The 14,375-nt window shown below is 64.1% G+C and carries 10 protein-coding genes; 3 read left to right on the plus strand and 7 right to left on the minus strand.

Going from position 1 to position 14,375, the window contains the following annotated elements:
• Window positions 1–347 precede the first annotated feature (347 nt).
• Window positions 348–1,172, plus strand: a complete 825-nt coding sequence (locus D0N36_RS10920; protein ID WP_116941429.1) for a universal stress protein — start codon at window positions 348–350, stop codon at window positions 1,170–1,172.
• 127 nt (window positions 1,173–1,299) lie between these two features.
• On the opposite strand, the gene D0N36_RS10925 is transcribed toward D0N36_RS10920, so the two are convergent.
• From D0N36_RS10925 to fahA, 6 genes are all read right to left on the minus strand, one after another.
• A complete protein-coding gene (locus D0N36_RS10925) occupies window positions 1,300–3,159 on the minus strand; it encodes a pyruvate kinase (protein ID WP_116941430.1) in 1,860 nt (619 codons plus the stop codon).
• Window positions 3,160–3,230: 71 nt separating this feature from the next.
• Window positions 3,231–4,091 carry a universal stress protein gene (locus D0N36_RS10930; protein WP_116941431.1) on the minus strand — a complete coding sequence of 287 codons (861 nt, stop codon included), beginning with the start codon at window positions 4,089–4,091 and terminating at the stop codon, window positions 3,231–3,233.
• Window positions 4,092–4,132: 41 nt separating this feature from the next.
• Window positions 4,133–4,954 carry a universal stress protein gene (locus D0N36_RS10935; protein WP_147320836.1) on the minus strand — a complete coding sequence of 274 codons (822 nt, stop codon included), beginning with the start codon at window positions 4,952–4,954 and terminating at the stop codon, window positions 4,133–4,135.
• A 645-nt stretch (window positions 4,955–5,599) separates the two neighbouring features.
• Window positions 5,600–6,145: a hypothetical protein gene (locus D0N36_RS10940; protein ID WP_116941433.1), complete on the minus strand. Its 546-nt coding sequence runs from the start codon at window positions 6,143–6,145 to the stop codon at window positions 5,600–5,602.
• Between the two features lie 12 nt (window positions 6,146–6,157).
• Window positions 6,158–7,312: a zinc-dependent alcohol dehydrogenase gene (locus D0N36_RS10945; protein ID WP_116941434.1), complete on the minus strand. Its 1,155-nt coding sequence runs from the start codon at window positions 7,310–7,312 to the stop codon at window positions 6,158–6,160.
• A gap of 292 nt (window positions 7,313–7,604) precedes the next feature.
• Entirely contained in the window at window positions 7,605–8,897 is a 1,293-nt protein-coding gene (gene fahA, locus D0N36_RS10950) for a fumarylacetoacetase (RefSeq protein WP_190242630.1), read from the minus strand.
• Between the two features lie 127 nt (window positions 8,898–9,024).
• Here fahA and mgrA point away from each other — a divergent pair, with 127 nt between their 5' ends.
• Both mgrA and D0N36_RS10960 read left to right on the plus strand, forming a co-directional pair.
• Window positions 9,025–10,014, plus strand: coding sequence for an L-glyceraldehyde 3-phosphate reductase (gene mgrA, locus D0N36_RS10955; RefSeq protein ID WP_116941435.1), 990 nt, complete (start codon window positions 9,025–9,027; stop codon window positions 10,012–10,014).
• A gap of 231 nt (window positions 10,015–10,245) precedes the next feature.
• Window positions 10,246–12,681, plus strand: coding sequence for a zinc-dependent metalloprotease (locus tag D0N36_RS10960; protein ID WP_242478881.1), 2,436 nt, complete (start codon window positions 10,246–10,248; stop codon window positions 12,679–12,681).
• 194 nt (window positions 12,682–12,875) lie between these two features.
• Here D0N36_RS10960 and D0N36_RS10965 read toward each other — a convergent pair whose 3' ends face one another.
• The gene (locus D0N36_RS10965; protein WP_116941436.1) at window positions 12,876–14,366 is read right to left on the minus strand and encodes an efflux transporter outer membrane subunit; all 1,491 of its coding nucleotides are present in this window, start codon (window positions 14,364–14,366) and stop codon (window positions 12,876–12,878) included.
• Window positions 14,367–14,375 lie beyond the last annotated feature (9 nt).

A 14,375-nucleotide genomic window follows, 5' to 3' on the forward strand; every position in this document is an offset into this window, starting at 1 on the left:
GCGGGTAAAACGAATCAAATCATCGAGAACACAGTACATTGCAACGGTCTGTTCGCGCATGGTCGGCAGGGCTTGAAGGGGTCGAATACTTCAAACCTAGTCTGTTCACGCCGAACAGACTTTTTTTGGCCTTATTTATACCTCGCAACTTGGGTTAGCTATACAGGCCGGGTTCGTCGTCGTCAGGGTAAAATAAGGCCGGCACTGCCCTCGCGACGTGGCCTGTGCCTGTAACCCCGTCGGCGCTATGACGAAAGTTAGGCGGCAGTCTGACATGGCTCATATCATTTACAGGCCGTTCCCCGTTTCTTTACCAGCGCCGATTTCCCTGCTTCAAGCCCTGTCCTATGACACCTTCCCTGCTGATTATCACCGATTTCTTCCGGGCCGCCGACCAGGCTCTAGCCTATGCCACTAGCCTGGCTGGTCCGTTGCAGGCCCGGCTGGTGCTGCTACACGTGCGCCGCGACTCGCTGCTCGACCCGGAAATGTTTACCGGCGAGCTGTCGGACCTGAGCAAGGAAGCCACGGCCCTGGCCCTGAGCCAGGTGGCCGACAACCTGGCCATCCCGGTGGTAGCCGAAATAGGGCACGGCCGCGTGGCCGATGCAGTGGCCGATGCCGTGAGCCGGCACCACCCGCTGCTAGTGGTGCTGGGCCGGCCCGACTACTCGGGCACGCCCGACCAACTGGTGCAAACCACCGCGCTCGATATGCTGCGCACGGCACCATACCCCATGCTTATTGTGCCGCATACGGTGGCTGGCAGCAAGCTGCCCCGGCGTGTGCTGCTAGCTGTCGATGGGGAAGATTTCACTCTGGGGGCCCATGTTGGGGCTATCCGCCAACTGCTGCAGCTGTTGGGTGCGGAGCTGACAGTGCTCCATGTAGCACCCGACGCCGCCACCCATATTCCGGAGGAGCAGGTGCTGGATTCGGTGCGGCGCACGGGCCTGGGTACTGATTTGCCGGTCCCTATGGGTCTGCGCCGCATAGTGGCGGACCGCCCAGCCGACGGCATTCTGCAAGCTGCCCTGGCCCGCGACACCGACCTGGTAGTGGTGCTGGCGCGGCCCCGCAGTTTCTGGGGGAAGCTGTTTCATGACAGCGTGACGGCGGAAGTGCTGCTGCACAGCACCGTGCCCGTGCTGGTGCTTCCTACGCTAGCCTGAAACAGCGCAGCCCCCGGTCATTCGCTTCATCACGAGCCCGGCCTCAGTTGGTGCCCTGCAGCTCACCAGTGAGTTTGGTGGGGCTGGCGGCAGAGAAACGTCCTGACCCGGTATTCTGATCCTTGGGTTACTCCGGGCTCCACAGGCGGGCTACGTGCAGGCTTCGGAGCAGGGTGTTCTTCTTGCTTTGGTGGGCCTCCATGCGCCCCAGGATGCCGGTCAGCGTCTGCACGGCGGTTACAATGCGGGGGCCTTTGTTGAGCATAACGCACTCGGCCCGGCTGCCCATGGCGGCATCGGTAATTTCGGCCCGCGCCGGCATACCGCCGCTGGCCAGGCTTTCCAGCACCTGCGTGGCCCAGATTACGGGCACGTGCGCCGCCTCGCAGAGCCACAGTATCTCTTCCTGTACTTCGGCCAGCCGCTCGAAGCCGCACTCCACTGCCAAGTCGCCGCGGGCAATCATCACGCCGCAGCTTTCGGCCTGCATAGCGCGCAGCAACAGGGCGGGCAGCTGCTCGAATGCCCGTCGGGTTTCAATTTTAAGCACGATGGGCAGCACCCGGTCGGTGAGCCGGTGCAGGTGCTGACGCAGCAGCGTTATATCCGCGGGGCTATTGACGAAGGAGAGCTGCACGGCATCGGCATGTTGGGCGATGAAGACGAGGTGCTGCAAATCCGTTTCCGTCAGGGCCGGAATGGAAAGCTGGCTGTCGGGCAGGTTGATGCCTTTGTCGTTGCGCAGCTTGTCGCCCTCGGCGCGGGCCTGAACTATGCGTACCTGCACCGCCTGCTCATCTACGCGCTCCACTACGCCCCCAATTTTGCCATCGTCGAACCAGATACGCTCGCCGGGCTTCACCGAGTCGAACACTTCGGGCAGCGTGCAGCCGATAACTGCCGGCCCGGGCGCGGAGTGGGGTGGGGCTGGCTCGTTGCGCTGGCCATCGAGGGGCTGGCGGGTGAGTTGCAGTTGGTCGTTGGGGCGCAGCAGCAGAAACGAGGTCTTGGCGGGTAGCACGTGGGGGCTGGCCTGCGCCCCGGTAGCCCCAACAAAAAGGGTGGAAGGGGTGATGTAGGCCGTTTTGCGCAACTCCGCCCAGTACCCGTTCGCCTCCGTACGCACTATGTGCAGCTTCCGCCGGGCCCCGCGCGCATCCTCAAACAATACGCGGTTGCCCGGGCGCAGGCCCTGCAACCAAGCCGCCGGAAAAACAAGGGTGGCCGCCGTGGCCGGCTGCTGCTGGGCTGCCAGCCAAAGGCGGGCGGGGGCTATTACCCGGCCCATGGCGTCGCGCCTGGGCTCCACCTTCAGCACGGCCGGCGCGGGCGGCAGGCCCTGGGTGCGCAGCTTAGGGCCGGCCAGGTCCATGCTCACCCGGCAGGTTTTGCCCAGTTCCTGCTCGGCGCGCCGCAGGTGGGCAATCATCTGGCCCCAGGCCGTGGCGTTGTCGTGGGCGCAGTTGATGCGCATACAGTCCATGCCTTCGCGCAGCAGGTTGCGCACCAACTCGTAGTTGCCTGCCGCCTCGCCAGGCATGGTTACCATAATTCGAACGTCGTGGGCCGCCGGCGCCGGACCTAGGCAGGCGTTGCTATGCTTGGCCAGCAGGCGAGGTCCTCCCTCGAAATCGGGGGCGGTTTCGGGAGAAGGGCCGGCGGCGGTCGGTGCCAGCAATGCCTGCACGATGGCCAGCACCGATTCGACGGTGGCCAGCGCGTGGGCCTCGGCACGGCCCAGCGACGAGAGGCCCAGCGCGGCAAGCCGTTGCTGCAGGCCGCGTCGGTCGTGCTGGCGCAGGGCCAGGTAGTGCAGCAGGTTGCGGGCGCTGGCCCGGAAGCCCGGGTGCACGGCCTGCAACTGGTCGGTGGCCTGATCGGCCAGGCGCAGCATGTCGGCGCGCAGCGTGGTCAGCTCAGCCAGCAGCTCAGTTAGCGCGGGCGCGTGGCGTCGGGCATACGGGATGTGCTGGACAGATTCAGGCATAAGGAAGCAGCAATAACCGCAGATACCGGAATTGGTGAGCGGTCGGCAGCCGGGCAGCTGCGGGCGGCGTATCAGCTCATGGAGGGCATCCAGTCGGGCACGCCCGGGGCATGGGCGGGCAGCAGTAACACCGGCACAGGGCAGTCGCGCAGAACCTGCGCCGTTATGCTGCGATGGAACAGCCGGCCCAGAAAGCTGCGGGGCCGCGCAATAAGAACTAGCAAATCGGCCTGCAGCTCGGCCTGGGCCCGCAGAATGGTGGCGGCCGGGTCGTCGTTGTCGTAGAGCTGCGGTGCTGCGGCCGTCGGCAGCAGCCCGCGCAGCGGTTCGCCAACCCGCGCATACTGGCTCGCCTGCTCTGCTGCCCCGCCCACAGCCGGCCGGATATGCACCACCGAAAAAGTGGCTTGCCAGCTTGCCAGCAGTGGAGCCAGGGCCAGGGCGGTTTCCCCCAATGCGAAGTGCTCGCCATCGACGGCTACCAGCACGTGGCGCGGCATAGCGGGCGGCGAAGCGGCTTCGGGCACCAGCAGCAACGGCCGGTGGGTGGCCCGCAGCACCGGCAGGGCCTGGTTGCGCAGAAACTGATCCAGCAGGCCCGGCTCGGCGCTCAGGCCCATGGCCAGCAGCAGCGGCCGGAAACGGGCAATAGCCTGCTGCACGGCCTCGGCCAGGGGCGCCATCAGCACCGATGCGCCGGCTGCCGCGGGCAGGCCTTCGGCCAACTCGTGCAGAGCCGCGTCGTCATCGGCCTGCAACTGGGCCACGTAGGGCATCGGAACAAACGCCAGCTCCGACGACAGCACCGGTGCCTGGCAGACGTTGACCAGCTCCAGCCGCACCTGCCGCGGCGCGCCCAGCAAGGCCGCGTAGTGAGCGGCACGCGCGGCTCCGGCAGACAGATCGACGAAGACAACAAAGGAGGGCTGCATAACGAAATCAGAGGAAGAGTTTACGAAGCCGATTATAAAAGCTAGTCTTTGGCGGGCAGCACCAGTACCGGAATGGTGCTGCGCTCGATGAACTGGCCCGTGACGCTGTGGTGGAACAGGCTGCCCAGCAGGCTGTGGCGGCGGGCTATTACCACCAGCAGGTCGGCCTGCTGTCGGTCCGCTTCGGCCAGCACACCATCTACTGCCGAAAGGTCAGCCACTTCGGCAACCTGGCCAAAGGCCGCCTCATCGGCCAGGTCGTTGGCGGCTATGGTTCCCAGAATGGTGTCGGCTCCCAGGCGCGGGTGGCTGCTGTCGGCTACCCGCACTATGTTTAGCGTGCCGCCGCCCGATACGCTTAGCAGCTGCCGGATTATGTCCTGGTACTGGTGCAATACGAAAGGTTGCCCGTCAACGGCCAGCAGCAGGCGGCGGGGCGGCACGGCCTCCTGGGCGAGGGCCGGCACCAGCAGCAGCGGGTAAGGTACGGTGCTGAGTAATGTTTTGGCCGTGCTGATCATCACTTCTACGGGTGTATTGGCCCCACCGGGGTGGCCCAGCACCAACAGCAGGGGGTTGTGGGAGCGCACGGCGGTACGCACGGCCTCGGGCAACTCCCGCTCCGATACTTCGACCTGAGTAGATACCGGCTGCGTGACGGCCAGCTGTTGCAGCGCCTGCTCGGTGGCGAGGGCGTCGACGGGCACGTAGGACGGGTCGTCGAGTGGGGCTAGTAAAGCATCGTAGCGGGCGTGCAGCAGCACGAGCTCTGCCTGCAGGGGCAATGCCAGCCCGGCAGCATACGACAGCGCACTGTTGGTAACGGCATAAAAATCGGTCAGTACTATTAAAGGCGAAGCCATAATGCTGGAGAACAAAAAGTGGGGGAAGAGTGCAGAAAAGGTTGCCAGGTAATTAGGCAGAAAGGGCTCAGCAAGCGGCCGGCAACGGGCTTCCGATAGAAAGGAGTGCGCAGGGGCGCAGAACGAATTGGGAGAAGAGCAACCAGGAAAGCAGGGCTGTAACGGCGGCTAGGTAACTGACCGGCAACCGCTTTGAGGCGGGGACTAGACTTCCGGGGCCGGGGTGATGACCCGGTAGACGTCCATGCTGACCTGATATACTTAAGATACGATATAAACCGAACAATGGTCGGATGCTCGGCCCGTATGCGGCTTTTGCCAACGGGTTACGCAGTTCGTCGGGGCGCTGGGTTTTCCTGCTGATCAGGGGCATGCGCGCCAGCTGGTAGAAGTGTAAGAGCTCGTGCCAAAGCAGGGGCGTAGTGCTGGGTGCCAACGCATTGATGCCAGGCACCCAGAGCGCCCCGGCAATAGCGTTTGGGGGCGCCAGGGCTGGTTGTTGGCCCCTGCCCGCCGGCTACCTCCCAAACCAGAAAGAGTGCCGACCAATCGGCCGGCACTCTTTCGAAAACCCACGTAATACGAAGCGAAGGGGCCAGCTTCAGGGCTGTGCGTGGTTGGTGTACACCCCCGGTGCGCTCCTGCCTAGAATCGGCTCAGGTAGTCTTTTGCTTTGAACTCGCTCTTCTTTTTCTTCTTTCCTGAAGAAAGCCACACGACCAGCCCGGCCGTGACGGCGCCGATAGTGGCCATTTTGGTAACGAAGGCCGTGCGGTTGTGCTTCCACTCCATACCGTAGCCCTTCTCGGCCCAGATGTTGGGCAGCTTGCCCTGAAACAGGTCCGTTACCACGCCTTCCACCACGTTTACGCGGTCGGCCACAATCAGCGGTAGCCAGTGCTTGTACTGGTTCTCGCTGTACTTGAACGCCTGGCGGCGGATCATCCCGCTCAGGCCGCTGGGCGGGGCCGGCGTGCCAAACACGGCCGACACCTTGGGCCGCTCAATCGACTTGAGCACCTCGACGTTGACGGGCTGCAGGTTGTCGGGGCGGCGCTTGGGAGTAGGATCTTCGCCCGCGTTCATGCGCTTGCGCATGGGGTAGGTGGGGTCGTTTTTGGGGTCGGCGTCAATGCCCCAGCCCTTAATGGTCTTCGGGTCGATGGGGGTATTTATGGCGTTGTCTTTCATGGGGAGGCGGGGTTATTGGTTGGCGGTTGGGGGCATGAGCACGGTTTTGATGCAGTTGTCCAGTTTGTTGGAGAACATGCGGTAGCCGTCAGCCACTTCCTCCAGCGGCAGGCGGTGCGTAATCAGCGCCTTGGGGTCCAGCACACCGTTCTGCACGTGCTCAATCAGGCGCGGCAGCAGGCGCTTCACCGACGTCTGGTTGCCTCGCAGCGTCAGGCCCTTGTTCATGGCGTTGCCGATGGGAATCAGGTTATCGGTCGGGCCGTACACGCCCACAATCGACACCACGCCGCCTTTTTTTACCGCGTTGATGGCCCAGTGCAGGGCCGTGGCCGAACCGGCCTGCTGCAGCAGCTTGCGGCCGGTAATGGTTTGCAGCGTGTTGCCTTCGGCTTCGGCGCCCACGGCGTCAATCACGCAGTCGGCTCCCATCCAGTCGGTAATTTTCTTGATAAACACCACCGGGTCGCCTATTTCCTGAAAATTGTAGGCTTCGCAATACGAGTAGTTGCGGGCGAAGTCGAGGCGGTAATCCTCCTTGTCGATAATGATAACCCGGCCCGCGCCAAACAGCCAGGCGCAGCGGGCGGCCACAATGCCAATGGGGCCGGCCCCAAACACCACTACCGTGTCGCCGGTTTGGATGCCGGCCATTTCGGCGCCCTGGTAACCGGTGGGGATGACGTCGGTGAGCATCACGGCATCGTCCAGGTCCATATCGGCCGGGATGATGACCGGGCCCACGTTGGCGTAGGGCACGCGGGCGTACTCGGCCTGGCCGCCGTTGAAGCCGCCAGCGGTATGCGAATAGCCGTAAATGCCGCCTATTGCCCCCGATTCGGTGTTGGATTCCTGGCAGTTACCATACATTTCCTGCCGGCAGAAGTGGCACTCGCCGCAGGCAATATTGAACGGCACTATCACCCGGTCGCCCACCTTCACCTTGGTAACGTCGGCCCCGATATCCACGATTTCGCCCACAAACTCGTGGCCAAACGTGGAGCCCACGCGGGTGTCGGGCACGTTGCCATTGTAGAGGTGCAGGTCGGAGCCGCAGATGCAGGCGCGCAGTACGCGCACAATGGCATCCTGGGGATGCCTGATTTCCGGCATAGGTTTCTGCACGGCACGGACCCGCTTGGGGCCCCGGTAGTCCATTGCTAACATAGGGATTCTGGAAAGGATATGAAAGAGAGAAACTGGGCAACGCCGGGAGCACGAATGGCGAAACAGCTGCCGCTCCTGGCCCTAGCATTTGCCCATTTACTTACCCCAGGCCCTGCCAGAAGGTTGTTACGGTAGCGCTTGAAAATGTGCACGGCTGAAAAACGGCGAGTCTATAAACGAAGCGGAGCCGAATCGTCTCTACCGGGTGGTAGGCGATTCGGCTCCGTTGTGCCTGGCTTAAGTGGTCCTCCGGATTCGTTGAGTTGTTTGTTGCTAGAGGAGGAGGCGGGCTTTACAAAGTGGCGGCAGCGGCCGGGAGCACCTTGCCCGTTACCTCACCGAAACCAATCCGGACGCCGTCTTTCTCGGCGAAGCCGCGCATGGTTACCCGGTCGCCGTCGAGCAGAAACTTGCGCTCCGAGCCGTCGGCCAGCGGTACGGGGCGGGTGCCCTTCCAGCTTAGCTCCAGCATCGAGCCCAGCGAGTCGGGCGTGGTGCCTGAAATAGTACCCGAGGCATACAGGTCGCCGACTTGCTGGTTGCAGCCGTTGGAGGCGTGGTGGGCCAGCTGCTGGGCCATGCTCCAGTACATAAGGCCGAAATTGGCGTACGAAACGGCCGTTTCGGGGCCGCCTTCGGGCTGAATGGTGACTTCCAGGTTGATGTCGAAGTTGTGCTCGCCGGTCTGGCGCAGGTACAGCAGCGGCTCAGGCTCCTGCACCGGCCCGGCCATGCGGAAGGGCTCCAGCGCGTCGAGCGTCACTACCCAGGGTGCCACGCTGCTGCCGAAGCTCTTGCCCAGAAAGGGCCCCAGCGGCACGTATTCCCAGCTCTGAATGTCGCGGGCGCTCCAGTCGTTGAACAGCATCAGCCCAAAAATGTAGTCCTCGGCGCTCTGCACCGGCAGCGTGTCGCCGAGCTTGGTGGAGCGCCCCACCACGAAGGCCATTTCCAGCTCAAAGTCCAGCTGCTGGCAGGGGCCGAAAGTGGGCGCGGCGGCATCGGGAGCCTTGCGCTGGCCATTGGGCCGGCGGATATCGGTGCCGCTGACCACAATGGAGCTGGCCCGGCCGTGGTAGCCGATGGGAATGTGGCGCCAGTTGGGCAGCAGCGCGTTGTTGGGGTCGCGGAACATGGTGCCTACGTTGGTTGCGTGCTCGATGCTGGAGTAGAAGTCAGTGTAATTCTGGGGCTTCACGGGGCGCAGCAATTGCACGGCATCCTGGCGCAGCAGGCACTCGCGCATGGCTTCCTGCTGGTCGCGCAGGGCGGGGTTGTCGTGGCGCAGCAGCTCGCTCAGGCGCTGGCGCACGGCCCGCCACGCTGGCCGGCCCAGGGCAATAAACTGGTTGAGGCTGCGGCGGCGGAACACCTTGGGCATTTTCTTGCCCAGCTCCAGGTCCTCGAAATAGCCAAACTGGGCCACCGCGTACAGGTCGAGCACGTACTCGCCGATGGCCACGCCCAGCCGGGGGCCCCGCTCCGGGGTTTCAAACACGCCGAAGGGCAGGTTCTGAATCGGAAAGTCGCTGCCGGGGGCAATGTCAATCCAGGAGCGCAGGGTGGGGTCGTTGGCGTTGGCCATAGTAGCGGGCTGGTTTGGGTGAGTGGATAGGGTAGTGGATTAGGCAAAGGTAGAAGGGTAGGGGGAATGGGCGGGGTAGGTGGCGGTTTGTTCAGATATTTGCGCCATACTTTCCTTTGGACGCTCCATGCCCTACCTCCCCAACCCCGCCCGCTACGCCAATATGCCCTACCGCCGCTGCGGCCGTAGCGGGCTGAAACTGCCGGCTGTGTCGCTTGGCCTCTGGCACAACTTCGGCGACGTGGACGTGCTCAGTAACTTCCGCGCCATCCTGCACCGGGCCTTCGATTCGGGTATTACGCACTTCGATTTGGCCAACAACTACGGCCCGCCGCCCGGCTCGGCCGAAACCAACTTCGGCCGCATTCTTAAGGACGATTTCCGGGGCTACCGCGACGAGCTGGTGATTTCCACGAAGGCCGGCTACGACATGTGGGCCGGCCCCTACGGCGAGTGGGGCTCGCGCAAGTACCTGCTTTCCAGCCTCGACCAAAGCCTGAAACGGATGCGCCTGGAGTACGTCGATATCTTCTACTCGCACCGTTTTGACCCCGATACGCCGCTCGAAGAAACGATGGGCGCGCTGGCCCAGGCCGTGCGCCAGGGCAAGGCGCTGTACGTGGGCATCAGCAACTACGAGCCCGCCGAAGCCGCCGAGGCCATCCGGCTGCTGCGCGAGCTGGGCACGCCCTGCCTGATTCATCAGCCCAGATACTCGCTGTTTGAGCGCGGCCCCGAAAATGGCCTGCTTGATTTGCTGGGCCGCGAGGGCGTGGGCTGCATTCCGTACTCGCCGCTGGCCCAAGGCCTGCTCACGGGCAAGTACCTGCAGGGCATCCCCGCCGATTCGCGGGTGGCCAAGGGTGTGGGCTTCCTCACCGAAAACCACCTCACCGAAGAGCGCCTGCGCCAGATTAAAGCCCTGAATGAACTGGCCCAACCGCGCGGCCAGAGCCTGGCCCAGATGGCCCTGGCCTGGGTGCTGCGCGACGAGCGGGTAACATCGGTACTCATCGGGGCCAGCCGCCCCGCGCAACTCGACGACTCGCTGCGCTGTCTGAAGCAGCTGGCGTTCAGCGCGGAAGAGCTGGCGCGGATTGAGGAAATAGTGCGGTAGGGTTTTCTCGCAGAGGTTCGCGGAGTGTTGGGGCCAGCTACAGTTTAGCCCGGCTAGCGCAGCACGACGTAGGGGCGGGGCTTGTCCCCGCCCGCCGTTGAACGAGAGCAACCCGATTCGTTGGATGTATATCGTTTCAGCGGCGGGCGGGGACAAGCCCCGCCCCTACGTCGTTCTCTGCAACTGGAGTTACCTTACCGCGGCTCGCCATCTCCCAAACACTTCCTGCCCGTGACTAAATTTTACGCATTGCTGCTGAGCCTGCTGCTGCTCGCGGCCCACGGCCTGAAGGCCCAGACGCTGGCCGAAAAAACCAAAGGGCTGAAAAAATTCGAAGGCTTCTTTCCTTTCTACTGGGACGAGAAGACCGGCCGGATTCTGCTCGAAATCGACAAGCTCGACCAGGAAATTCTCTACGTCAGCAGCCTGCCCCACGGTGTAGGCTCCAACGACCTGGGCCTCGACCGGGGCCAGATTGGGCAGACGCGCATCGTGAAATTCGTGCGCAGCGGACCCAAAATCCTGCTGCTCCAGCCCAACTACGACTTCCGCGCCGTGAGCCCCAACCCTGATGAGCGCAAATCGGTGGAACAGGCCTTTGCCCGCTCCGTTATCTGGGGCTTCAAGGCCGAAGCCCGGGAGGGCAACCGGGTGCTGGTCGACCTGACGCCCTTTCTGCTGCGCGACTCCCATCAGCTCGACGACAAGCTGGAGGAGCTCAAGCAGGGCAGCTACAAGGCCGAGGAAAGCCGCTCGGCCGTGTTTCTGCCCAACACCAAGGGCTTCCCGCAGAACGTCGAGTTTGAGGCTATGGTCACGCTGATAGGCAAAGCCAAAGGCCGCGAAATCAGCTCCGTCACGCCCGACCCCAGCGCCCTGACGGTGCACCTGCACCACTCCTTCATTCAACTGCCTGATGGTGGCTACCAGCCCCGCGCCTTCGACCCGCGCGCCGGCTTCTACGCCAACGAATTCGCCGACTACGCCACTCCCATCGACCAGCCCCTTATGCAGCGCCAGCTGGTGCGCCACCGCCTGCGCAAACAAAACCCCGCGGCGGCCGTGAGTGAGGCGGTGCAGCCGCTGGTGTACTACCTCGACCGGGGCGCGCCCGAACCCGTGCGCTCGGCCCTGCTGGAAGGGGCGGCGTGGTGGAACCAAGCCTTCGAGGCGGCCGGCTACCGCAACGCTTTCCAGGTGAAGCTGCTGCCAGAAGACGCCGACCCGATGGACATCCGCTACAACGTGATTCAGTGGGTGCACCGCTCCACCCGGGGCTGGTCGTACGGGGCGAGTATCGTGGACCCGCGCACCGGCGAAATTATCAAGGGGCAGGTGTCGCTGGGCTCGTTGCGGGTGCGCCAGGATTACCTGATTGCCGAAGGGCTGCTGCAACCCTACGAGGACGGGCAGCCCACCAATCCGGCCATGCTGCAAATGGCGGTGGCCCGCCTGCGCCAACTGGCCGCCCACGAGGTGGGCCATACGCTGGGCCTCTACCACAACTACGCCGCCAGCCCCCAGGAGCGGGCTTCGGTGATGGATTATCCCATGCCCCGCATCCTCATGCGCCCCGACGGCAGCATCGACCTGAGCCAGGCTTACGCCGCCGGCATTGGCAGCTGGGACAAGCGCGCCATTCTCTACGGCTACCAGGATTTTGGGTCGGCGGCCGCTGAAAAAGCGGCCCTGCCCGGCATTATGCGCCATACCCTGGCCGAGGGTTTCGCCTTTATGGCCGATGCCGACGCCCGCGCGGCCGGTGGCGCCCACCCCACGGCCCACCTCTGGGACGATGGGGCCAATGCCGCCGACGAGCTGAACCGCGTGCTCGACGTGCGCCGGCAGCTGCTGGCCCGGTTCTCCGAAAAAGCCCTGGCTCCGGGCCAGCCCATGGCGTTGCTGGAAGAAGTGCTGGTACCTATCTACCTGCTCCAGCGCTACCAGGTAGAGGCGGCCGCCAAGCAGGTTGGCGGCCTCTACTATACCTACGCCCTCAAAGGCGACGGCCAGACCATTACGAAGCTGGTGCCGCCCGCCGAGCAGTGGAAGGCCGTGGAGGCGCTGCTGCGCACGATTTCACCCCGCGAGTTGGCCCTGTCGGAAGAGTTGCTGGCCAAGATTCCACCCCGGCCCGTGAATTACGGCCGCTCCCGCGAAACCTTCCCGACCCGCACCGGCCTCACCTTCGATGCGTTGGGCGCGGCCGAATCGGCGGCGTCTACTACCCTGGAGTTTCTGCTGAACCCCCAGCGGGCGGCCCGCCTGGAAGACTACCACGCCCGCCACCCCGAACAGCCCGGGTTGAGCGCCGTGCTCGACAAGCTGCTGGCCGCCACCTGGCGCGCCCGCCCCGAAACCGGCTCCGCGGGCGAGCTGCAGCGCCTCGTGCAGCAACTCACGCTGCGGCAGCTGCTCACGCTGGCCGCCACCCCCACGGCCCCGATGGGCGTGCGGGCCATGACCGCTTTGAAAGTGGAAGAGCTGAAAAACCAGCTGGAAAAAAGCCAGAAGTCAGCCAAAAACGAGAGCCAGCGGGCCAGCGCCCTGCTGGCCCTGCGCACCATCGGGCAGTTCGAAGAAACCCCCACTAAGTTCGAGCCCGCGCCCGCCCTAACAATGCCCGACGGTGCCCCCATCGGCACCGACGACTGCGGGGTTTGGTAGTGGAGCAAGTGTTATAGGTCGTCCTCACGTGCGCCTCACCCCCTAGCTCCCTCTCCGAAAAAGGAGAGGGGGACTAGCTTTTAGATTCTAAATCTAGAGCAGTCATAGTGACTAAAAATTACTTCTAGTTCCCCCTCTCCTTTTTCGGAGAGGGGGCTAGGGGGTGAGGCGCAACGGGAGGCGTAACATCCTCACTAAGAACCCTCCGGGGTCCAGCCGCCGCCGAGGGCGCGGTAAAGGTCGATGAGTAGCAGGAACTGCTGGCGGCGGGTGTCGGTGAGCTCCAGTTCGGCTTCGAGTACGTTACGTTGGGCGCTGATGACTTCGAGGTAGGTGGCGTAATTGGCTTTGAACAGGTCGTCGGAGATGCTGACGGCTTGTTGCAGGGCCTCTACCTCTTCCTGCTGCAAGTCGAACACGCGCTGGTAGTTTTCGATGCCGCGCAGGTTGGTGGTTACTTCCTCGAAGCCCGTCTGGATGGCCTTCTGATAGGTGCTGTAGGCAATCTGCTGGCCGGCTACCGAGCGGCGGTAGTCGGCCTGCAGCTCGGCTCGGTTGAAGAGCGGGGCCGAGAGGCCGGCCAGCAGCCCGTAGGCCAGCGAGCCGGGCGTGGTGAACAGCACCGAGGCCCGGTAGGCGTTCATGCCCACGTAGGGCGTGAGGCGCAACGAGGGCAGGAAGGCAGCGCGGGCGGCCGACACATCGGCGCGGGTGGCTACCAGCTCCAGCTCGGCCTGGCGTACATCGGGGCGGCGCAGCAGGGTGGCGGCGGGCAGGCCGGCCGCTATCCGGTTGGGCAGCGGCTGCTCCAGAATGGGCACGGTGCGGGCAATGGGGCGGGGGTAGCGGCCGAGCAGGCGGTTGAGCACATTTTCGGTGGCCGCTACGCGCTGCTGGGTTTCGGCCTCCAGGGCGCGGGTGCGCAGCAGCTGGGCCCGGAACTGCTGCACGGCCAGTTCGTTGGCCCGGCCGGCGCGTTTAAGCGTGCCCACAATGTCGAGGGCGCGCTCCTGCAGCTGCTGGTTTTTGCGTAGCACCAGCAGCTCGTTGTCGTAGCTGAGCAGGGTGAAATACTGCCGGGCTACTTCGGCTACCAGCTGGGTTTGCACCAGGTGGCGGCCCCGCTCGGTGGCCAGCAGCCGCAGGTAGGCGGCCTGCCGGCGCTGGCGCAGCTTGCCCCACAAATCAATTTCCCACGACGAGCGCAGGCCCACGAAAAAGTCTGGCGTGGGCGTCGGAATACGCTTTTTGCCCTCCACGTTGGGCGACAGGTTGGTGTCGTAGTTGCCCACGCCATTAAGCGTGTAGTCGCCGAAACGTTCCACGCCGGCACTCACCACCCCATCTACCTGGGGCAGCAGAGCCCCGCGGCGCAGCAGCAAATCGGCCCGGGCTATTTCGATTCGCTGCAAGGTGATGCGCAAATCGGGATTAGCCTGCAACGCCGTGTCAATCAACGAAACCAAGTTCGGGTCGCTGAACAGTTCGCGCCAGGGCTGCCGGGCAAACGTAGCGGAATCGGTAGCGGCGGAAGTAGTAATCGAATCGGCAATAGTAGCCAGCGGGAAGGCCAGCGGCACGGCGGCTACCCGGGGCAGCGCATCGGGTGCGGCTACCCGGCAGCTCGTCGCGGCCAGCGAGGCAACGGTAAGATAGGAAAGAACGGAACGGGAAAAGCGGGGCATGTAGTTGGG

The organism is Hymenobacter lapidiphilus (assembly GCF_003417065.2).
In the GTDB taxonomy this organism is placed as follows: Bacteria; Bacteroidota; Bacteroidia; order Cytophagales; family Hymenobacteraceae; genus Hymenobacter.